The sequence below is a fragment of the Glutamicibacter protophormiae genome (assembly GCF_016894325.1).
Lineage (GTDB): Bacteria > Actinomycetota > Actinomycetes > Actinomycetales > Micrococcaceae > Glutamicibacter > Glutamicibacter protophormiae.
Window position 1 is genome coordinate 2221067 of the sequence record NZ_CP069806.1, and the last position, 19698, is coordinate 2240764.

At 67.7% G+C, this 19698-nt stretch carries 20 protein-coding genes; 14 read left to right on the forward strand and 6 right to left on the reverse strand.

Going from position 1 to position 19698, the window contains the following annotated elements; genetic code table 11:
- Positions 1-65: 65 nt before the first annotated feature.
- Positions 66-1256: a benzoate/H(+) symporter BenE family transporter gene (locus JQN66_RS10380; protein ID WP_204674790.1), complete on the forward strand. Its 1191-nt coding sequence runs from the start codon at positions 66-68 to the stop codon at positions 1254-1256.
- A 21-nt stretch (positions 1257-1277) separates the two neighbouring features.
- Here the strand turns inward: JQN66_RS10380 and zapE are convergent, their stop codons facing one another.
- On the reverse strand, positions 1278-2318 hold the full coding sequence (zapE, locus tag JQN66_RS10385; RefSeq protein WP_188946757.1) for a cell division protein ZapE: 1041 nt from the start codon (positions 2316-2318) through the stop codon (positions 1278-1280).
- A 209-nt stretch (positions 2319-2527) separates the two neighbouring features.
- Here zapE and JQN66_RS10390 point away from each other — a divergent pair, with 209 nt between their 5' ends.
- The 3 genes from JQN66_RS10390 to ybaK are packed head-to-tail and all read left to right on the forward strand — an operon-like array spanning position 2528 to position 4424.
- Complete coding sequence (locus tag JQN66_RS10390; protein WP_204674792.1) at positions 2528-3442, forward strand: sulfurtransferase; 915 nt, start codon at positions 2528-2530, stop codon at positions 3440-3442.
- Positions 3439-3879: a SufE family protein gene (locus JQN66_RS10395; RefSeq protein ID WP_188946755.1), complete on the forward strand. Its 441-nt coding sequence runs from the start codon at positions 3439-3441 to the stop codon at positions 3877-3879. Before JQN66_RS10390 ends, JQN66_RS10395 begins: the two co-directional genes overlap by 4 nt.
- A gap of 41 nt (positions 3880-3920) precedes the next feature.
- Positions 3921-4424, forward strand: a complete 504-nt coding sequence (ybaK, locus tag JQN66_RS10400) for a Cys-tRNA(Pro) deacylase (RefSeq protein WP_204674794.1) — start codon at positions 3921-3923, stop codon at positions 4422-4424.
- 21 nt (positions 4425-4445) lie between these two features.
- On the opposite strand, the gene JQN66_RS10405 is transcribed toward ybaK, so the two are convergent.
- Positions 4446-5669 carry an alpha/beta hydrolase family protein gene (locus JQN66_RS10405; RefSeq protein ID WP_204674796.1) on the reverse strand — a complete coding sequence of 408 codons (1224 nt, stop codon included), beginning with the start codon at positions 5667-5669 and terminating at the stop codon, positions 4446-4448.
- Between the two features lie 61 nt (positions 5670-5730).
- Between JQN66_RS10405 and msrB the strand changes: the two genes are divergently transcribed.
- The 8 genes from msrB to JQN66_RS10445 all read left to right on the forward strand — a co-directional run bounded on the left by msrB (position 5731) and on the right by JQN66_RS10445 (position 15271).
- The gene (msrB, locus tag JQN66_RS10410; RefSeq protein ID WP_047119417.1) at positions 5731-6153 is read left to right on the forward strand and encodes a peptide-methionine (R)-S-oxide reductase MsrB; all 423 of its coding nucleotides are present in this window, start codon (positions 5731-5733) and stop codon (positions 6151-6153) included.
- Between the two features lie 148 nt (positions 6154-6301).
- Positions 6302-7687 carry a DUF6421 family protein gene (locus JQN66_RS10415; RefSeq protein WP_204674798.1) on the forward strand — a complete coding sequence of 462 codons (1386 nt, stop codon included), beginning with the start codon at positions 6302-6304 and terminating at the stop codon, positions 7685-7687.
- Positions 7688-7725: 38 nt separating this feature from the next.
- Complete coding sequence (locus JQN66_RS10420) at positions 7726-8475, forward strand: SDR family NAD(P)-dependent oxidoreductase (protein ID WP_239463981.1); 750 nt, start codon at positions 7726-7728, stop codon at positions 8473-8475.
- A gap of 93 nt (positions 8476-8568) precedes the next feature.
- The gene (locus tag JQN66_RS10425) at positions 8569-9630 is read left to right on the forward strand and encodes a threonine aldolase family protein (RefSeq protein WP_204674800.1); all 1062 of its coding nucleotides are present in this window, start codon (positions 8569-8571) and stop codon (positions 9628-9630) included.
- Positions 9631-9708: 78 nt separating this feature from the next.
- Positions 9709-10347 (forward strand): DUF3000 domain-containing protein, encoded by a 639-nt coding sequence (locus JQN66_RS10430; protein ID WP_204674802.1) that lies wholly within the window; start codon positions 9709-9711, stop codon positions 10345-10347.
- Positions 10348-10385: 38 nt separating this feature from the next.
- The gene (locus tag JQN66_RS10435) at positions 10386-11633 is read left to right on the forward strand and encodes an HRDC domain-containing protein (protein ID WP_204674804.1); all 1248 of its coding nucleotides are present in this window, start codon (positions 10386-10388) and stop codon (positions 11631-11633) included.
- Positions 11634-11923: 290 nt separating this feature from the next.
- Positions 11924-13132, forward strand: a complete 1209-nt coding sequence (locus JQN66_RS10440; RefSeq protein ID WP_204677554.1) for a thiolase family protein — start codon at positions 11924-11926, stop codon at positions 13130-13132.
- Between the two features lie 12 nt (positions 13133-13144).
- Positions 13145-15271, forward strand: a complete 2127-nt coding sequence (locus tag JQN66_RS10445; RefSeq protein WP_204674806.1) for a 3-hydroxyacyl-CoA dehydrogenase NAD-binding domain-containing protein — start codon at positions 13145-13147, stop codon at positions 15269-15271.
- A 117-nt stretch (positions 15272-15388) separates the two neighbouring features.
- On the opposite strand, the gene JQN66_RS10450 is transcribed toward JQN66_RS10445, so the two are convergent.
- Complete coding sequence (locus tag JQN66_RS10450) at positions 15389-15739, reverse strand: hypothetical protein (RefSeq protein WP_204674809.1); 351 nt, start codon at positions 15737-15739, stop codon at positions 15389-15391.
- A gap of 113 nt (positions 15740-15852) precedes the next feature.
- On the opposite strand from JQN66_RS10450, the gene JQN66_RS10455 reads away from it, so the two are divergent.
- Complete coding sequence (locus tag JQN66_RS10455) at positions 15853-16326, forward strand: Rieske (2Fe-2S) protein (RefSeq protein WP_204674811.1); 474 nt, start codon at positions 15853-15855, stop codon at positions 16324-16326.
- 82 nt (positions 16327-16408) lie between these two features.
- On the opposite strand, the gene JQN66_RS10460 is transcribed toward JQN66_RS10455, so the two are convergent.
- Positions 16409-17383: an aldo/keto reductase gene (locus JQN66_RS10460; protein WP_204674813.1), complete on the reverse strand. Its 975-nt coding sequence runs from the start codon at positions 17381-17383 to the stop codon at positions 16409-16411.
- 134 nt (positions 17384-17517) lie between these two features.
- Between JQN66_RS10460 and argG the strand changes: the two genes are divergently transcribed.
- Complete coding sequence (gene argG, locus JQN66_RS10465; protein WP_188946743.1) at positions 17518-18945, forward strand: argininosuccinate synthase; 1428 nt, start codon at positions 17518-17520, stop codon at positions 18943-18945.
- 103 nt (positions 18946-19048) lie between these two features.
- Here the strand turns inward: argG and JQN66_RS10470 are convergent, their stop codons facing one another.
- Complete coding sequence (locus tag JQN66_RS10470; protein WP_204674814.1) at positions 19049-19354, reverse strand: hypothetical protein; 306 nt, start codon at positions 19352-19354, stop codon at positions 19049-19051.
- A gap of 2 nt (positions 19355-19356) precedes the next feature.
- Complete coding sequence (locus JQN66_RS10475) at positions 19357-19692, reverse strand: hypothetical protein (RefSeq protein ID WP_188946741.1); 336 nt, start codon at positions 19690-19692, stop codon at positions 19357-19359.
- Between the last annotated feature and the right edge of the window lie 6 nt (positions 19693-19698).

The window sequence follows — 19698 nt, forward strand, 5'->3', positions numbered from 1 at the left end:
TTAATCCCACGTCATTGTTGCGGTCCTATTTACCCTGTTTCCCGCAGACGGGCTAGAAATAGCATATGCCTTCCAATACCGCACCCTCGCGTGAGTCGTTCAAAGTCCCGATCATCGCGGGATTCATCACCACCATGGTCGGTTTCACTTCGTCCTTTGCCGTCGTCATCACGGGGTTGCTGCAGGCGGGCGCGAGTCCCGCGCAGGCTTCCTCCGGCCTGCTCGCGCTGACCTTCCTGGTAGGCGCTGCTTCCCTGGTATTGTCCCTGAAGCACCGCCTGCCATTGACGATTGCGTGGTCCACACCGGGGGCGGCCCTGCTGGCAAGCCTGGCTCCGGGCAGTTTCACTTTCGCCGAATCCGTCGGCGCATTCATCGTCAGCGGAGTGCTGATCATGCTCACCGGGCTCGTCCCGGCGCTGCACCGGCTGCTGACCTCGATCCCGGTGCCTATCGCGCAGGGAATGCTGGCTGGGGTGCTGATTCCGCTGTGTCTGAAGCCGTTCACTGCGTTGGGCAGCATCCCGGTGGCGGCGGTGCTGATCCTGGCGGTGTTCCTGGCGGGGCTGCGTTTCCTGCCGCGCTACGCGGTGGCCTTGAGCATGCTCAGCGCCGTGGGCTACGGCCTCTTCTCGATCGGCCGTTCGCAGGCCTGGTCGCAAATCCAGGTGTTGCCGACGCTTGAATTCGTGGCTCCGGAATTTTCGTGGCAGGCGGTGGCGAGCATCAGCCTGCCGCTGTTCATCGTGACCATGGCTTCGCAAAACATCCCGGGTGTTGCCGTGATGTCATCCTTCGGGTTTGCCACCCCATGGCGTTCGAGCATGCTGTCCACCGGCTTCGGCAGCGCGGCGGGCGCATTCTTCGGCGGCCATGCGATCAACCTGGCAGCGATTTCCGCAGCCCTGTCGGCGGGCGAGGCCGGCGGCAAGGATCCCGGGCAGCGATGGAAGGCCTCGGCCTCCTCCGGGGTGTTCTACCTGCTGTTCGCGCTGGGGTCGGCGCTGGTCGCCTCCCTGGCAACGCTCTCCCCCGCCGGGCTGTTCGAAGCCGCCGCGGGACTGGCCCTGCTGGCGACCCTGGCGAACGCAATGCTCGGGGCCATGAAGGAACCGCGCTGGCAGCTCAGCGCCTTGGCCACGATGCTCGTCGCCGCGGCGAATGTGACGCTGTTCGGTATCGGCGGGGCCTTCTGGGCGCTGGTAATCGGGCTGTTAACGCACATCATCGCCGAGCAGGTCGCTGCCCGGCGATGATCTGGAAGTGGATGGCGCGGCTTAGAGCGCCGACTCGCCGATCTGGCCTTCGCGGGCCAGCGCGGTCAGGCGGGAGACGGCGCGGAAGTACTTCTTCTGGTATCCGCCGGCCATCATTTCCGGGGTGAACAGCTCGCTGAACGGCTTGCCCGAGGCAACGATCGGCACATCCTTGTCGTAGAGGCGGTCGGCGAGCACCACGAAGCGCAGGGCGATGGCCTGGTCGGTGATGGTGTCGACGTTGTGCAGCACCAGCGCGTCGGTTTCCGAGAGCAGCTGGCGGTAGCGCGAGGGGTGGACCTTTGACAGGTGGGCGACGAGGTCGGCGAAGTTGTCCACGGCCAGCGTCTTGTCCGGGTAGCGCTGTGCGGCGAAGGCTTCGATGTCGGCATCGTCCAGCGGCTGCGGCGCCTCGGGCAGGCCGCGGTGGCGGAAGTCCTCGCCCTCGACGCGGTGCACGTCGAACTGCTCGGAAAGGGTCTTGATTTCGCGCTGGAAGTCCACGGCGGCGAAGCGGCCCTCGCCCAGCGCGCCGGGCAGGGTGTTGGAGGTCGCGGCCAGCTTCACGCCGGCATCGGACAGCTCGCGCATCAGTCGGGACATCAGCACGGTGTCCCCCGGATCGTCCAGCTCGAATTCGTCGATGCAGACCAGCGAGTACTGGCTGAGCACGTCGACGGTCTGGCGGAAGGACAGCGCGCCGACCAGGTTGGTGTATTCGACGAAAGTGCCGAAGGCCTTGCGCCCCGGGGCCGCGTGCCACAAGGAGGCGAGCAGGTGGGTCTTGCCCACGCCGAAGCCGCCATCGAGGTAGATGCCGTTCTTGCTCTCCTTCTTCTTGCCGAACAGCTTGCCGAAGAAGGACCCCGAGGAGGACTTGCCTACCGACTCGGCGAAGGAGGTGAGCTTGTGGACGGCCTCGGTCTGCGAAGGCTGGTTGGGGTCCGGGCGGTAGGTATTGAAGGACACCTCACCGAAGCGGTATGACGGATGGAATCCGGCGAGCAGCTCGTCGATCGACAGCTGCGGGATGGTTTCGCTCAGGTGGGTGATCGTCGCCATGGGCTTCGTGGATCCTTCGGTTGAATGCGGTGATGTGCGGGCGCTCCGTGCGCAGCCCATCGGCCAGTTTACCTTGAATGACCCGGATAAACGGTGAAATGCCGCACCCCGCACGGTGCCATTGCGCTCGGAGCACTAGGCTAGGAGCAGAGCAAGCGATCGGCGGGGGCCTCCCGCCGCCCCGATACCGTCAAGGAACGTGATAGAAAATGCCTTTGCCCGTTGAGTCCAACGAGAAGTATGCAGCGTATGCCCATCCGGAACGGCTGGTCTCCACGCAGTGGGTCGCGGACAACCTGGGCGCCGAGAACCTGGTGGTGCTGGAGTCCGACGAGGACATCCTGCTGTACTCCACCGGGCATGTTCCGGGCGCGCTGAAAATCGACTGGCATACCGAGCTGAACGACGAGGTCACCCGCGACTACGTCGACGGCGAGGGTTTCGCCGCGCTGATGCAGGCCAAGGGCATCAGCCGCGAGAGCACCGTGGTGATCTACGGCGACAAGTCGAACTGGTGGGCGGCCTACGCGCTGTGGGTCTTCACCCTGTTCGGACACGAGGACGTGCGCCTGATGGATGGCGGACGCGACAAGTGGATCGCCGAGGGCCGCGAGCTGAGCACGCAGAAGCCGGCGGTCGCGCCGTCGCAGTACCCGGTGATCGAGCGTTCGGACGAGGCCATCCGCGCCTTCCTGCCGCAGGTGCTGGAGCACCTGGGCAACCCGCTGATCGACGTGCGCTCCGCCGAGGAGTACACCGGTGAGCGCACCCACATGCCGAACTACCCGGAAGAGGGCGCGCTGCGCGGCGGCCACATCCCGAGCGCCGCCTCGGTGCCGTGGGCCCGCGCCGCCGCCGAGGACGGAACCTTCCGCTCCCGCGAAGAGCTCGAAGCGATCTACCTGGACGAGGCCGGGCTGAAGCCAGGCGACGACGTGGTGGCCTACTGCCGCATCGGCGAACGCTCCAGCCACACCTGGTTCGTGCTCAAGCACCTTTTGGGCTTCGAGTCCGTGCGCAACTACGACGGCTCGTGGACCGAGTGGGGCAACGCCGTGGGCGTGCCGATCGTCCGCGGCGCCGAGCAGGGCGAGGTTCCAGCGAAGCGCGGGGTGCGCGCATGAGCACGATTCCCGCAGAACTGACCGAAATCATCGAGGAGTTCACCGAGGTGCCCGAGGCCGACCGCCTGGAGCTGCTGCTGGAATACTCCCGCGAGCTGCCCGAGCTGCCCGCGCGCCTGGCCGAGCACCCGGAGCTGTTCGAGCAGGTCGTCGAATGCCAGTCGCCGCTGTTCCTGGTGGTGGAGGTGTCCGACGCGGACGCGCATCCGGTGAGCCTGTTCTTCTCCGCTCCGCCGGAAGCGCCGACCACCCGCGGGTTCGCCTCGGTGCTGGCCGCCGGGCTGGACGGAAAGGACGCCGCCGCGATCCTGGCGGTGCCCGACGACATGCCGCAGCAGCTGGGCCTGACCCGCGCGCTCTCGCCGCTGCGCATGCGCGGCATGACCGCCATGCTGGGCCGCATCAAGCGCCAGATCGCAGAACAGCTCGCCGCCTAGGCGCGGCGCGCGCCACACCGCGAAGGAAGGTTCAAACGCCCGTGGGCAAGAAGAAACATGCGGCCTCCACCCCGGCCACCGCGGCCCTGGATGCCGCCGGGATCAGCTATGTGGCGCACAGCTACACGCACAGCGACGCGGCGGAGAGCTACGGCGGCGAGGCGGCCGAGCAGCTGGGGGTGCCCGGCGCCCGGGTGTTCAAGACGCTCATGGTCGCCGCCGGCGCCACCGCGGCCCAGGACCTGGCCGTCGCGGTGGTGCCGGTGGACAGCATGCTGGATTTGAAGGCGGTCGGCGCGGCGCTGGGCACCAAGAAGGTGCAGATGGCCGACAAGGCCGCCGCCCAGCGGCGCAGCGGCTACGTGCTGGGCGGAATCTCGCCCTTCGGGCAGCGCCAGCACTCGAGCACCGTGATCGATCAGAGCGCCCTGGAATTCGACACGGTGTTCATCTCCGGCGGGCGCCGCGGCTTCAGCCTGGAGATCGCTCCGCGCGATGCCGCGCGAGCCACCGGAGCCATCTGGGCGCCGATCGCCGCCAGCTAGGTGATCAGCCGCGGCGGTCGGCTACCTCTTCGTATTCGCGTCAATGCGCGCGGCGAGGAAGTCGCTGACCGTTTGCGCGAACCCCTGTGGATCCACGTTCGGCTCCCTGGTGTGGCCGGCAAGGGTGAAGGTCTTCAGGCTGACCAGGTCCGGGCGCAGCGCCGCCAGCTTCAGGCTCGGCCCGTTGGGCACGAACTGGTCGTCCCTGCTGTGCATGAGCAGGATCGGGTGGGACAGCTCGTCGGCGCGGTCCACCCAGTTCAGCCGCTTCAGGTTCACCGGTGCGGCCTGCCCGGTGATCCAGCGCCCGGCCTCGTTGGACAGCAGCCACTGGCCGAACCGCCCGACCGACTGCGGGATCTTGTTCGCCCGCGCCTGGTGGGAGAGCACGTCGACCCAGTTGATCACCGGCCCCACCAGCATCAGCGAATCCACCCGGTCGGCCAGGTCCGAGCGGTCGGCCATCTGCAGGCTGATCGCCCCGCCCATGGACCAGCCCAGCAGGATAACCTGCCGGGCGCCGCGCGAGGTCGCGAAGTGGACCGCGGCTTCGACATCCAGCCATTCGGTGTCGCCCAGCCCGTAGCGCCCGTCGGGGGCGGTCGGCGCCAGCCCGTCGTTGCGGTAGCTCATCAAGAGGGTGCTCACCCCGGCCTGGGCCAGGGCCGGCAGCGCGCGGATCGATTCGGTGCGGCGCGCGCCGCGGCCATGCACCCCGATCACCCAGACGTCCTTGTTGCTGGTCCCGGGCACCAGCCAGGCTGGCCCGTCGCCCACGTCGAGGCTGACTGCCACGTCTTCGGCCTCGAAGCCCAGGTCCGAGGGGTGCTCGTACATCGCCCCGGAGAGGTAGCCGCGTTTGACCCCGTCCAGGCTGCCTCGGTAAATCTGCTCGATCTGCCGGGCCACGATCCGCGGCTTGCCTGCGACATCCTGCGGTGCCGACAGCCGCACCGCGCAGGCGTCGAATTCGGACAGGAAGGTGCAGCCGCCAGGCTCGGCGGTTTCCGCGTCGCGGGCCAGATGCATCCACAGCCTGCCCTGAGCGTCGGTGGTGATTTCGCGGATGACCGCGTTCGAGGCGCGCCGCTCCTCCGGGGTGACCACCCGCCGGGCGAAGTATCCGGCCAACGCGGACACGCTGGCGGCCACCAGCGAACCGGCCGCGATGCCCAGCCCCGCACCGATCAGGGTCGCGGGAACTGTCTTGCGTGGTTCGAGCTTGTCGACGATTTTCCGAGCCATGTTTTCATCTTTGCAGATGGCGTGTTGGGAATCATCACGCCCCGGAGGTAGTTTCCTAAGTATGAACGAAAACCAGAACACCGAAGACCGGAACCCCGCCGAGATCGATTGGCGCCAGGTTCTCTCCCCCGAAGAATTCCACGTCCTGCGACAGGCCGGCACCGAACGCCCGTTCACCGGCGAATACTGGGACACGACGACCGAGGGCGTGTATTCCTGCCGTGCCTGCGGCTCCGAACTGTTCGCCAGCACCACCAAGTTCGACGCCGGCTGCGGCTGGCCCTCGTTCTTCGCACCGCTGGCCGAAGACCGCGTCCGCTACATCACCGACGAGTCGATGGGGATGAAGCGCGTGGAGGTGCGCTGCGCCAACTGTGATTCGCACATGGGCCACGTGTTCGAGGGCGAGGGCTTCGGAACCCCGACCGACCTGCGGTACTGCATGAATTCGCTGAGCTTGAAGCTGCGCGAAACGCAGGGCTAAACAGTGCTCAGCGTGAAGCGACGCAAGTCACCCCAAGAATAAGCATTGCTTATTCACCGAGGAGTCAGGATTACTTTTCCTTTCGATGGGCGTAGCGTTCTAGTTAAGCAACTGAACGCTGCCCTACCGAAGAAGAAGGTGTATCTCAATGACCCAGATTTCCGCAGAACCACGGCCAACCAGCCCCTCCGACGCCCGCCGCATCGCCGAGTCCGACGCATGGCTTGGACTCAAGGCCGCCGCCACTGAATTCCAGGGTCTGCAGCTCAAGGACGGCTCCGTGGCCGAGCCCGAGCAGCGCGTCCGCGCCGGCGAGCTGGTCGACACGATCGTCGACTCCATCCAGACTCTGCGCGGCTTCTTCGCGCACGAGGCCGACTACCTGGACAAGCTCGTCGCAGACCTGAGGCGCTGGGCCGAGCAGGGCTTCGGCGTGCCGGACTTCCTCGATTCGCTTATGGAATTCCAGCCGCAGACCCAGCGCGTGGACGGGCTGATGCACCTGGTGCTCTTCCCGATGTACACCCAGAACGGATCCACCAACCGCCACCTCGAAGCGGTGCTGGTCCAGGTGATCTGGCCCGAGTTCATTTCGCAGCTCGAGGCCGGCGAGTACTCGAACAAGCTGTTCGTGCCGCTGCGCTTCATCGACTTCACCGCCGGCTACGACACCAACTCCGCGGTGCTCTTCCCGGAGTCGGTCGCGATCCGCGAGACCCCGTCGTTCACCTGGGGCGCGATCTTCCAGGACCGCGAGGCCGCGCGCTTCCGCAAGGTGCTCAAGGCCGCCGCGCAGATCACCAACCTCGAACTGCCGGACGACGCCGCGGCGCTGCTCGAAGACCAGCAGCTGGCCGAAGAGGCGTTCATCATGTGGGACCTGATCCACGACCGCACCCACATGCGCGGGGACCTGCCCTTCGACCCGTTCATGATCAAGCAGCGCATGCCATTCTTCTTGTACTCGCTCGAGGAGCTGCGCTGCGACTTGACCGCGTTCCGCGAATGCATGAAGATCGCCGCCGATCCGAAGGCGGACGACAAGACCGCGAAGATGGCCAAGCTGGTGCAATACGCGGTGATCTTCGACCGGATCTTCCGCTTCGCGATTACCGGTTCGCGCGTGCGCAACTACGACGGCCTGGGCGGCCAGCTGCTGTTCGCCTGGATGCACCAGCACCACGTGCTGCACTGGACCGACACCAAGCTGCGCATCGACTGGGCCGAGGTGCCCGCGGTGGTCGCCGCGCTGGGCGACTCGATCGACGAGCTGTACTGGAAGTCCATCGACCGCCCGAAGCTGGCCCACTGGCTTGCCGCCTACGAGCTGGTGTCCGCCACCGTCACCCCGCACCCGGCCTCGGTCTGGGCCAAGGGCCCTCAGGCGCTGCCGCTGAACGCGCCGCTGCGCGAGATCACCGACCAGGTGATGGACGACGAGTTCCCGCTGTCCATGTTCTACGAGGCGCTGTCCAAGAAGATGACCGCGGTCATCGAGTCCACTCGCGGCATGACCGGCGCTGACCGCATCTAGTCGGCCCTTTTCAGGCCCGCTTGATTTAGGCTAGGTACGTGAGCGAACAAACATTGGACCAGAAGCAGCAAGGCCGCAAGGCCCCGGTGGTTCTCATCGCCGGGGCCACCTCGGCATCCGGCATCGCCTGCGCGAAAGCGCTGATGGAGGCGGGAGCCAAGGTGCTGGCCATCGGCAGCGATGCGGATCGGCTGGTGGAGCGCATGCCGCGCGGCGTGCTGCGCTACCAGTGCGATCTTGCCTACCACCCGGCGGTCGAGCACCTGCGCGACACCATCCACAACCAGCACGGCCCGATCGACGTGCTGCTGCACCTGGTCGGCGGCTGGCGCGGCGGCAAGTCGATCGCCGGGCAGAGCGACGAGGACTGGGACTTCCTGCACGAGTCCGTCATGACCACGCTGCGCAATACCAGCCGCGTGTTCGTCGAGGACCTGGTGGCCTCCGAGGCCGGGCGGCTGGCGATCGTCAGCTCCGAATCGGTGGTCAACCCGACCCCGTCCAACGCGAACTACGGCGCCGTCAAGGCCGCCGCGGAGCACTGGGTCAACGCCGTGGCACGGCTGTTCAGCAAGCAGGCGCCGCAGGCCTCGGCCTTCAGCTGGGTGGTCAAGGCGCTCAGCGACAAGCCGGCGGACCAGGCGCCCGAGGGGCACACCCCGGTCGAGTTCCTGGCCAAGGCCGCGGTGGACGCGTTGCGGCCCGAGGCCGCGAAGCTCAACGGCACCCGCGTCGCGCTGCCCAAGGCCGGCGCGAAGGACCGGCCCGCGGCGGCGCCCAAGGCCTAGCCGGCACGCGGCCCGGCGCACCCCGCCGTCCGCCGCATCCACAGTTTTCCCGGCCCACCGGCCGGCCCCGACATGCAAAGGACCTCCCCCACCATGACCTTCAGCCACGACACGGCACTGCGCGGATTCGCCTCGGACAACTACTCCGGGGTGCACCCGCGGATCCTGGCGGCCATCGAACGTGCCAACGGCGGGCACCAGATCTCCTACGGCGAGGACCAGTACACCGAACAGCTCGATGTCCTGGCCCGGCGGCTGTTCGGCGAGCAGGCAGCGATCTTCCCGGTGTTCAACGGCACCGGCGCCAACGTGACGGCGCTGCAGTCGCTGCTGCCGCGCTGGGGTGCTGTCATCTGCGCCTCCAGCGCGCACATCAACGTGGACGAGAACGGCGCCCCGGAACGCGTGGGCGGCTTCAAGCTGCTGCAGGTGGACACCGAGGACGGCAAGCTGACCCCGGAGCTGATCGACCAGCAAGCCTGGGGCTGGGGCGACGAGCATCGCGCGCAGCCGCTGGCCGTGTCGATCACCCAGGCCACCGAGCTGGGCACCCTGTACACCCCCGACGAGATCAAGGCCATCACCGCGCACGCGCACCAGCTGGGCATGAAGGTGCATCTGGACGGCTCGCGGCTGTCCAACGCCGCCGCCTCGCTGGGCGTCGAGCTGCGCGAACTGACCACCGACGCCGGGGTGGACATCGTCTCCCTGGGCGGCACCAAAAACGGCATGCTGCTGGGCGAGGGCATCCTGACCCTGCGCAGCGAGCTGGCCGCGGACATGAAGTACCTGCGCAAGATGAACATGCAGCTGGGCAGCAAGATGCGTTTCATCTCCGCGCAGCTGATCGAGCTCTACGGCACCGGGCTGTGGCGCGAGCTGGCCGGGCATTCGAACGCGATGGCCGCGAAGCTGGCCGCCGCGGTGCAGCGCATCGACGGCGTGGACCTGGTCTACCCGACCCAGGCCAACGGCGTGTTCGCGCAGCTGCCCACCGAGGTCAGCGACGAGCTGCGCCAGCACTTCCGCTTCTACGACTGGGACCGCGCCGCCGGCCAGGTGCGCTGGATGTGCTCCTTCGACACCACCGAGGCCGACGTTGACGCCTTCACCGCGAAGCTCGGGCAGCTGATGGGCCAGTTCGCCGCCGCCTAGCCGCGAACCCCCAGTTGGCCCCAGGCCGCCCGGCGCGCCGTACCGCACCAGCGGTGCGGCGCGTTTTAGACTCTGACTGTGACCAATGAACGCACTGCCGCCGCCGTCTCGTCGGCCTTCGCCAAGGCCTTGGACGAGTTGTCCCGCGCCACGGTGCGCAAGGAGCTTCAGTTCACCGAGATCCCGGCCCCCGGACGCCTCGCGCCCTTCGCCCTGGCCCTGAGCGGCGACGTGCTGGAGCACGCCGGCCCCAGCCACGGCCGCCTCGGCAAGGAAATGGGCCGGACCCCGTTCCTGCAGCCGGCCGAGCAGCTGGCCACCGGGCGCTTCATCCTGCTCTACGACCCGGCCGGGCAGCAGTTGTGGAACGGGAAGTTCCGCATCGTCACCTACATCCGCGCACGGCTCGAAAACGACATGGGGCAGGACTCCATGCTCGCCTCGGTCGCGTGGAGCTGGCTGGAGGACGCCTTGTGCGAACGCGGCGCGGCCTACCATTCGGCCGGCGGCACCGCCACGCGCGTCATCTCCGAATCCTTCGGCAACATGGCCGGGGAGCAGGACCACATCGACATCGAGCTGCGTGCCTCGTGGTCCCCGGAGTCCGAGGACCTGGGGGTGCACCTGAGCGCCTGGGCGGACATGGTGTGCACCTTCGCGGGACTGCCCCCGCTGCCCGAAGGCGTGCAGCAGCTGCCGCGCCGCCGCCTGAGCTAGGCACGAACTTCCCGCCGCGGTCTTAGAATGGAATAACCATGAGCAATTCCCAGCCGACCGCACCATTACCCGCTTCCGACGAATCGCAGCCCCCTGCGCCGCCGCTGATCCCGCTCACCGCGCCGCGCGACGGCGTCCCCGAGGTCATCAATACCCCGCCCGCGCTGCGCCGGGCAGTGCGCGCCCTGCGCGAGGGCACCGGGGACCTGGCGGTGGACACCGAACGCGCCAGCGGCTTCCGCTACGGCCAGCGCGCGTTCCTGGTGCAGATCCGCCGCGAGGGCGCCGGCACCTGGCTGATCGACCCGGAAACCCTGGACAACCTGGCGCCGCTGGTGGAATTCGCCAACGAGCTGCCCTGGATCCTGCACGCCGCCACCCAGGACCTGCCCTGCCTGAACGAGCTGGGCATGGCGCCAACCTCGCTGTTCGACACCGAACTGGCCGGCCGGCTGGCCGGCTTCCCGCGCGTTTCGCTGGGCACCATGGTCGCCGAGCTGCTGGGCCTGCAGCTGGCCAAGGAGCACTCGGCCGTGGACTGGTCCACCCGCCCGCTGCCCGAGTCCTGGCTGACCTACGCGGCGCTGGACGTCGAGGTGCTCGAAGAACTGCGCCAGGAGATCACCGGGGTGCTCGAGGAGCAGGGCAAGCTGGAGTTCGCGCGCCAGGAGTTCGACTTCGAGCTGATCCCGCCGCAGCCCACCGAGGTGGCCGAACCGTGGCGCAAGCTCTCGGGCATCCACAAGATCAAGAGCAAGCGGAACCTGGCCGTGGCCCGCGAGCTGTGGCTCTCGCGCGAATCGCTGGCCAAGAGCCGCGACGTCGCCCCGGGCAGACTGCTGCCCGACCGGGCCATCATGGCCGCGATCGAACACCGCGCCAACTCGGTGCCGGCGCTGCTGCAGATCCCCGGTTTCCACGGGCGCAGCGTCAAGCGCGACGCCCCGCGCTGGCTGGATGCGGTGCAGCGCGGGCGCAGCACCCGCGACCTGCCCGAGCTGCGCACGGACAAGGCAGGGCTGCCCAACCCGCGCGCCTGGACCGAGAAAAATCCGAAGGCGGCCGACCGGCTCGCCAGCGCCAAGCTGGTGATGACCGAGGTCAGCGAGGCATGGGACATCCCCGCCGAGAACCTGCTGACCCCCAAGTACCTGCGCGAGCTGTGCTGGACTCCCCCGGCGGTCATTTCCGAGGGATCGGTCGACGAATCCCTGGGCGCCATGGGCGCCCGCCCGTGGCAGCGCGAGCTGCTGGCCGACAAGCTGGCCGCCGCACTGAAGGCCTAGCCCCACCCGGCCTGCTGGCCAACCACCGGACCCGCTGCCGCATGCAGCACCTGCCGCCGAGCCGTCGGCGCGGGTGCCGCATGCGGCTTTTGCGTGCCTTCCGCCCCCCCCCCAGCGGGGCCCACTGAGCGGGAACGCCACTTGCGCTAAAAGTTACTCATGAGTAACGTATGGTGCAGGTCACTGTGACGGTGGCCACTGCCGGATCCCCTCCGGCAGGCAGAAGCTACCCCGCAAGGAGCCCGCCGGTGAGTGCCAACACCACGACCGAGCACGAGAACGTGCACAGAATGCTCGCAGACCGCGATGTCGTCTTCGTCGACGGGGTCCGCACCCCGTTCGGCCGCGCCGGCGAGAAGGGCATCTACCACGGCACCCGCGCCGACGACCTGGCAGTGAAGGCCGTGCGCGGCCTGCTGGAGCGCAACCCGCAGGTGCCGGCGGAGAAGATCGACGAGGTCGCGCTGGCCGCCACCACGCAGACCGGCGACCAGGGCCTGACCATCGGGCGCACCGTGGCGCTGCTCTCCGGCATCCCGCAGTCGGTGCCCGGCTACGCGATCGACCGCATGTGCGCCGGCGCGATGACCGCGGTGACCTCCACCGCCGGCGGCATCAGCCTCGGCGCCTATGACCTGGTCATCGCCGGCGGCGTCGAGCACATGGGCAACCACCCGATGGGCGCCGGAGCCGACCCGAACCCGCGGTTCGTGTCCGAGCGCATCGTGGACCCGCAGGCGCTGAACATGGGCAACACCGCCGAGAACCTGCACGACCGCTTCCCCGCGATCACCAGGGAACGCGCCGACCGCTACGCCGTGGCCTCGCAGGCCAAGCTCGCCGCCGCCTATGAGAATCGGCAGATCCAGCCGGATCTGGTGTCCGTGGCCGCCAAGCGGCCGGGCGAAGGCTGGGCAGTGCACAGCGTGGACGAGCCGCCGCGCCCGGGAACCACCATGGAATCGCTGAGCGGGCTGCGCACCCCCTTCCGCGCCCACGGCCGGGTCACCGCCGGCAACGCGGCAGGCCTGAACGACGGCGCCACCGCCGCGCTGCTGGCCAGCGGCCAGGCCGTGCGCGAGCTGGGACTGACCCCGAAGATGCGCCTGGTCTCCTTCGCCTTCGCCGGCGTCGCCCCGGACGTGATGGGCTACGGCCCGGTCCCGGCCACCGAGAAGGCGCTGGCCAAGGCTGGCCTGGGCATCGAGGACATCGGGCTGTTCGAGATCAACGAGGCCTTCGCCGTGCAGGTGCTCTCCTTCCTGGACTACTACGGCATCGACCAGGACGACCCACGGGTGAACCGCTACGGCGGCGCCATCGCCGTCGGCCACCCGCTGGCCTCCTCCGGCGTGCGGCTGATGACCCAGCTGGCCCGCCAGTTCGCCGAGGACCACTCGGTGCGCTACGGGATCACGACCATGTGCATCGGCCTGGGCATGGGCGGCACAGTGATCTGGGAGAACCCGAACCACCCCGACTTCGGCAGCAAGGCTTAAAGGAGCAGAACCATGACCGCCACAACTTCGCAGGACTTCTCGGCCATCGCCGAGCTCATGCACGATGAAACCGTAACCCACTCGCTGGTCTCCGACGTCGCCCTGCCCAGCGGCAAGGTGCTGGCCCTGCTGACCCTGGACAACGGGCTGGACCACCGCAAGCCGACCACGCTGGGCCCCAACGGGCTGATCGAGCTGCGCGCCGCGCTGGAAACCCAGGCCGAGCGCGCCAAGGCCGGGGAGATCCACGCGCTGGCCATCACCGGCAAGCCGCACTTCCTGATCGCCGGCGCGGACTTGTCCGCGGTCACCCGGCTTTCCTCGCCGGGACAAGGCAGCGCCATGGCCGCCCTGGGGCACCACGCCTACGACCTGCTCGCCGACCTGGGCGTGCCGACCTTCGCCTTCGTCAACGGCCTGGCCCTGGGCGGCGGCATGGAGATCGCGCTGGCCTGCACCTACCGCACCGTCAGCACCGCCGCCGGCGCGCTGGGCCTGCCCGAGGCGTTCCTCGGGCTGATCCCGGGCTGGGCCGGCGTCTACCGCCTGCCGCGACTGGTGGGGCCGGAGAACGCGCTGAAGGTCATGATCGAGAACCCGCTGAGCAACAACAAGACGCTCTCCGGCCCGGCCGCCTACAAGATGGGTGTGGCCGACGCCCTGTTCGAGCCGGCGGACTTCATCGAGCATTCGGTCGCGTTCGTCGACGGCGTGCTCAGCGGAGGGATCGAGGTGCAGCGCCCCAACGCGGTGGACCCGCGCGATCCCGAGGTGGCCCGCCGCTGGCTGGAAGCCGCCGACGCCGCGCAGGCATTCGTCGACGCGAAGCTGCACGGCGCGGCCCCGGCGCCGTCCAAGGTGCTGGAGGTCTTCCGCCGCGGAATGACCCTGACCCAGCCCGAATCGGCGCAGCTGGAAATCCAGGCGCTGACCGAGCTGATGGGCAGCGCGCAGTTCCAGAACACCGTCTACGCCTTCTTCGACCTGGTGCAGAAGCGCGGCAAGCGCCCGGCCGGCGCACCAGATCCCAAGCTGGCGCGCCCGGTGACCAAGGTCGGCATCGTCGGGGCCGGCCTGATGGCCAGCCAGCTGGCGCTGCTGTTCGTGCGCCGGCTGAACGTGCCGGTGGTCATCACCGACCTGGACCAGTCGCGCATCGACAAGGGCCTGGGCTACATCCACGGCGAGATCGACAAGCTGCACGCCAAGGGCCGGATGAGCCAGGACGCGGTCAACCGCGCCAAGGCGCTGGTCTCCGGATCGGTCTCCAAGGAGGCGTTCGCCGACGCGGACTTCGTCATCGAGGCAGTCTTCGAAGAGCTGGCCGTGAAGAAGCAGGTCTTCGCCGAGGTCGAGGCCGTGGTCTCCCCCGAGTGCGTGATGGCCACCAACACCTCCTCGCTCTCGGTCACCGAGATGGGCCGGGACCTGTTGCATCCCGAACGCCTGGTGGGCTTCCACTTCTTCAACCCGGTCGCCCTCATGCCGCTGCTGGAGATCGCCGCCACCGAGTGGACCAGCGACAGCGCGCTGTCCACCGCGTTCGTGCTGGGCAAGGAGCTGAAGAAGACCACCGTACTCACCCAGGATGCGGCGGCCTTCGTGGTCAACCGCGTGCTGCTGCGCCTGCTCAGCGAGGTCCAGGCAGCCTTCGACGAAGGCACCGACGCCGCGACCGCTGACAACGCCCTGTCCGGAATGGGCTTGCCGATGACCCCGTTCACCTTGCTATCGATGGTCGGCCTGCCGGTGGCGCAGCATGTCACCGAATCGCTGCACGCTGCCTTCGGCGACCGCTTCGCGGTGTCGCAGAACCTGCAGAAGCTGATCGACGCGAAAGTCACCTCACTGTGGGTCACCGACGAGCACGGCAGCCAGGTGCTGAACCCGGCCGCCGCGCAGGTCATCACGCAGGGCAGCGCCCCGTCGACCGGGCAGCAGATCCTCACCCGCGTCCAGGACGCGCTGGCCCAGGAGATCGGCCTGCTGCTCTCCGAGGGCGTGGTGGCGCAGGCCGCGGACGTGGATCTGTGCATGATCACCGGCGCGGGGTGGCCGATGCACCTGGGCGGCATCACCCCGTACCTCGATCAGGTTGGCGCCTCCGAACGCGTCAACGGCAAGAAGTTCAACAACTAGTCGGCAGCGGTTCTCGGGCTCCGCACAGGGTGGCCCGAGAACCTTAGAGCGGCACCTGCATCGTGCTGGTGCCGCTCGAAAATTCAACCGCGGTGGTTCACCGCCGCCAGGCCGGCGTCATGAATCCGATGGTTTGCGCTGTTCCACCGGCAGTTCGGTCAGCGGCGTCATCGCAGAAAGACTGCTGTCGGTAAAAGCCGTGGACGCGCCCTGATCCGCCGAGCCCGTCATGAGGCTCTGGTAAGTTTGCCCTGCCGAAGCCACAGGACCGAACGCGTCATGGGCCCGATGAAACGCCTTGGAAAATATGCGCACCATGAGCGCGATGGCGAATAGTCCAATGCATCCCCAGTAGACCCAAGCTCCAAGTCCGGCACAAGGCGAGTCTTCAGGCTGGACGATGATGAAGATCAATCCGGACAGCACCGCAAGAACAGCTACCGACCAAAAAATCTTTGTGATGCGCATGACGGCGCCTCCTTCCCCGGTTCTTGAAGCATAGCCCGGCAAAGCGCGCCAAAGGCAAGGATCGCCGTTTTGATCTCCACGGTGGCACAGATTGATCTGGGATAATGTAGCCCATGACTGACTTTGCCAAACCAGCCCGCCGCACGTTCATGTGCGCCTCTGCCGCCATTGGTTCGGCAGCCCTGCTGACCGCCTGCGGCAACGGAGAATCAGCCGTTGAAACCCCGGAGGCCAAATCCATCCCGGAGCCGAGCGGTGAAGGCCAGGTGCTGATGCCTGTCTCGGATCTGCCGGTCGGCTCGCGCGCCTCGGCGCCGGCCCAGTACCCCGACGGCACCGCGACCGCGGTCATGGTGTTCCGCCCGGATGAAAAGACCGTGCTGGCCTACTCGAACAAGTGCACCCACCAGGGCTGCGCGCTGACGCCGAAGTCGCAGGACGAGAACTTCTACTGCGCCTGCCACGGGTCGAAGTTCAAACCGGAAGACGGCACCGTGGTGGCCGGCCCGGCCAAGGCGGCCCTGCCGCGCTACGCCGCGGAGATCAAGGACAAGAACATCGTCGTCTACGTCACCGCCGACGCCTAGGACTACGCTGCCTGCGGCTTGAGGCACCATGCGGCGCAACCCCCGCTACGGGGTTTGCGCCGCATGCCGCGTTAAGCGCCGTCTAGAACGGGGCAATCGGCTCCGGGGCCGGGAAGATCTCGTCCAGCTCCGCGCGCTCGGCCGGCGTCGGGACCCAGCTGACAGCCTGCGCGTTGGCCGCGATCTGCTCGGGACGGGTGGCTCCGGCGATGACCGAGGCGACCGGCTGCTGCGCGGCCAGCCAGGAGAAGGCGAGCTGGATCTCGGTGAGCCCGCGCGCGGCGGCGAAGTCAGCGAACTTCTGCAGCTGCTCGAAGTTGCTGGATTCCACCAGGTGCTGCCGCGAATGCGTCAAGCGGCTGCCCTCGGGTGCATGGCCCTTGGAGTACTTGCCGGTGAGCAGCCCGTTGGCCAGCGGGAAGTAGGGCAGCACGCCGAGCCCGAATTCCCTTGCGGCCGGAAGCACTTCCAGTTCCGCACGGCGGTCGATCATGTTGTAGTGGTTCTGCGCGGAGATGAAACGTTCGGTCCCCAATTCCCGGGCGACGTACTCGGCCTGCGCGATCTGCCATCCGGAACGGTTGGAGTGCCCGATGTAGCGGACCTTGCCGCCGGCCACCAGGTCGTCCAACGCCCGCAGGGTTTCCTCGATCGGGGTGTTCGGATCCGGGGTATGGAACTGGAGCAGGTCAATGTAGTCGGTGCCCAGGCGCTTCAGCGAGGCCTCGACGGCTTTGACGACATAGCGGCGCGACCCTCGCGCCGAGAAGTCCGGACCGTTGACCCCGCGCATGTCCATGCCGAACTTGGTGGCGAGGATGATGTCCTCGCGGGCGCCGCCCAGCGCAGCACCAAGCCGGATTTCGGACAGGCCCGGCTCGCGGCCGTAGGTGTCGGCCACGTCGAACAGCGTAATGCCGGCCTCCAGCGCGGCATGGACGACCGCATCGGTCCCCTGCTGGGACTCGGTGGCGGTGCCGGAGCGCCCCAGGTTGTTGCAGCCCAGACCGACGACCGAAACGCTCAGGCCACTGCGGCCAAGTTGGCGGAATTCCATGGACACCTCTTCACTTCATAGTTGTGTTCCGCTTCACTGCAGCGGCTTATACCCATAGGCTATCTGGTAGGTTCCCGCGCGCGGCATTCAGTCTCAATTCACTACAATGCATATTTATCCATTAGGATGGAAACATGTCTAAAGTTCTTACCAATCTCCCCGTAGGCGAGCGCGTCGGTATCGCGTTCTCCGGTGGCCTCGACACCTCCGTTGCCGTCGCCTGGATGCGCCACAACGGCGCCATCCCGTACACCTACACCGGCGATCTCGGCCAGTACGACGAGCCGGACATCGACGCAGTTCCGGGCCGCGCCCTGGAGTACGGCGCCGAAGCCTCGCGCCTGGTCGACTGCAAGCCGGGTCTGGTCGAGGAGGGCTTCGCGGCCCTCGCCTGCGGCGCGTTCCACATCCGCTCGGGCGGAAAGTCGTACTTCAACACGACCCCGCTGGGCCGCGTGGTCACCGGCACCCTGCTGGTGCGCGCCATGCGCGAGGACGGCGTGGACGTCTGGGGCGATGGTTCGACCTACAAGGGCAACGACATCGAGCGCTTCTACCGCTACGGCCTGATGGCCAACCCGAAGCTGCGCATCTACAAGCCGTGGCTCGACCCGCAGTTCGTCGCCGAACTGGGCGGCCGCCAGGAGATGAGCGAGTGGATGGTCGCCCACGGCTTCCCGTACCGCGACTCGGCCGAGAAGGCCTACTCCACCGATGCCAACATCTGGGGCGCCACCCACGAGGCGAAGACCCTGGAGCTGCTGAACAGCTCGATCGAGAACGTCGAGCCGATCATGGGCGTCAAGTACTGGGACGAAAGCGTCGAGATCGCTTCGGAAGATGTTTCCGTGACCTTCTCCGCCGGCCGCCCGGTCGCCATCAACGGCAAGGAATTCGTCGACCCGGTCGCCCTGGTCAACGAGGCGAACATCATCGGCGGACGCCACGGCCTAGGCATGAGCGACCAGATCGAGAACCGCATCATCGAAGCCAAGTCCCGCGGCATCTACGAGGCTCCGGGCATGGCGCTGCTGTTCATCGCCTACGAGCGCCTGGTCAACGCGATCCACAACGAAGACACCGTGGCCAGCTACCACAACGAAGGCCGCCGCCTGGGCCGCCTGATGTACGAAGGCCGCTGGCTTGACCCGCAGGCCCTGATGCTGCGCGAGTCGCTGCAGCGCTGGGTCGGCTCGGCCATCACCGGCACCGTCACCATCCGTCTGCGCCGCGGCGACGACTACACCATCGTCGACACCACCGGCGAGAACCTGAGCTACCACCCGGACAAGCTGTCCATGGAGCGCGTGGGCGACGCCGCCTTCGGTCCGGTGGACCGCATCGGCCAGCTGACCATGCGCAACCTGGACATCGCCGATTCCCGCGGCCGCCTGGAACAGTACGCAGCCATGGGCCTGGTCGGCGGCACCACCGCCAAGCTCGTGGGCTCGCTGGAGGCCGGCGGAGCCGACGCCATCGTGGACGCCACCCCGGCGGACAGCGACGAGCTGGCCACCGACCGCGTGAACGAGCTGGCTGCCTTTGATTCCGGCACCGACTAGGCTCCTGCGCTGAGTCATTAGACGACGAAGGCCCGGGCGGATGCTTCCTTGACTGGAAGCAACCGCCCGGGCCTTTTTGCCGCCTGGGTCTGCGGGCGCCGGCCTAGGCGACAAGCCCGTTGAGCGTAGCCAGGGACTGCAGCGCCATGATGAAGCCGACCAGCGACAGGAACCTGAGGGATCCATGCAGCACCGCTCCGAGCCGGGTTTGCTTCGACGGGAGCTTCACCGCCTCGTCCGTCAGCCAGGTCACCAGTGTGATCACGGTGCCGATCAGGGCGATCTGCTCCTCGGGCAGCGACATCGTCTTGGCCAGCACGAGCCCCGCGGCGAAACCGATCAGCACCTGGGCGGCCGGCCACAGCAGGGATTTCAGCGTGCGCCTGCGCCTGTCCTGTTCGACGGGCACGGCTACGCCTCGATCAGCTGCAGCAGCGGGCTGACCGCAATGGTGAAGCCGACCAGCGAGACGATGCGCAGGATCAGCCGGATCCGGGCGCCGGTCCTGGTGTTCGGTTCGGGCAGATGGAAGCCCTGTTCGACGATCCAGGCGGCGATCACCACAATCACGCCGGCCAGCGCCAGCTGGGCATGGCCGATGCCGGAGAACAGCGAGGTGATGCCGATGCCGATGATGACGCCCACGCAGGCCTGGAACACCAGGTGCAGCGGCACCCGCGTGGCACCCATGTGCACCGGCTTGCGCTTGGCGCCGGGGTTCTCGTCCCGGTCTTCTTGAGGAATCATGTGTCC

Coding starts and splice junctions, on each gene's coding strand:
- JQN66_RS10380 (WP_204674790.1), top strand. CDS start 66: ATGCCTTCCAATACCGCACCCTCGCGTGAGTCGTTCAAAGTCCCGATC.
- zapE (WP_188946757.1), bottom strand. CDS start 2,318: ATGGCGACGATCACCCACCTGAGCGAAACCATCCCGCAGCTGTCGATC.
- JQN66_RS10390 (WP_204674792.1), top strand. CDS start 2,528: ATGCCTTTGCCCGTTGAGTCCAACGAGAAGTATGCAGCGTATGCCCAT.
- JQN66_RS10395 (WP_188946755.1), top strand. CDS start 3,439: ATGAGCACGATTCCCGCAGAACTGACCGAAATCATCGAGGAGTTCACC.
- JQN66_RS10405 (WP_204674796.1), bottom strand. CDS start 5,669: ATGGCTCGGAAAATCGTCGACAAGCTCGAACCACGCAAGACAGTTCCC.
- msrB (WP_047119417.1), top strand. CDS start 5,731: ATGAACGAAAACCAGAACACCGAAGACCGGAACCCCGCCGAGATCGAT.
- JQN66_RS10415 (WP_204674798.1), top strand. CDS start 6,302: ATGACCCAGATTTCCGCAGAACCACGGCCAACCAGCCCCTCCGACGCC.
- JQN66_RS10425 (WP_204674800.1), top strand. CDS start 8,569: ATGACCTTCAGCCACGACACGGCACTGCGCGGATTCGCCTCGGACAAC.
- JQN66_RS10435 (WP_204674804.1), top strand. CDS start 10,386: ATGAGCAATTCCCAGCCGACCGCACCATTACCCGCTTCCGACGAATCG.
- JQN66_RS10440 (WP_204677554.1), top strand. CDS start 11,924: ATGCTCGCAGACCGCGATGTCGTCTTCGTCGACGGGGTCCGCACCCCG.
- JQN66_RS10445 (WP_204674806.1), top strand. CDS start 13,145: ATGACCGCCACAACTTCGCAGGACTTCTCGGCCATCGCCGAGCTCATG.
- JQN66_RS10450 (WP_204674809.1), bottom strand. CDS start 15,739: ATGCGCATCACAAAGATTTTTTGGTCGGTAGCTGTTCTTGCGGTGCTG.
- JQN66_RS10455 (WP_204674811.1), top strand. CDS start 15,853: ATGACTGACTTTGCCAAACCAGCCCGCCGCACGTTCATGTGCGCCTCT.
- JQN66_RS10460 (WP_204674813.1), bottom strand. CDS start 17,383: ATGGAATTCCGCCAACTTGGCCGCAGTGGCCTGAGCGTTTCGGTCGTC.
- argG (WP_188946743.1), top strand. CDS start 17,518: ATGTCTAAAGTTCTTACCAATCTCCCCGTAGGCGAGCGCGTCGGTATC.
- JQN66_RS10475 (WP_188946741.1), bottom strand. CDS start 19,692: ATGATTCCTCAAGAAGACCGGGACGAGAACCCCGGCGCCAAGCGCAAG.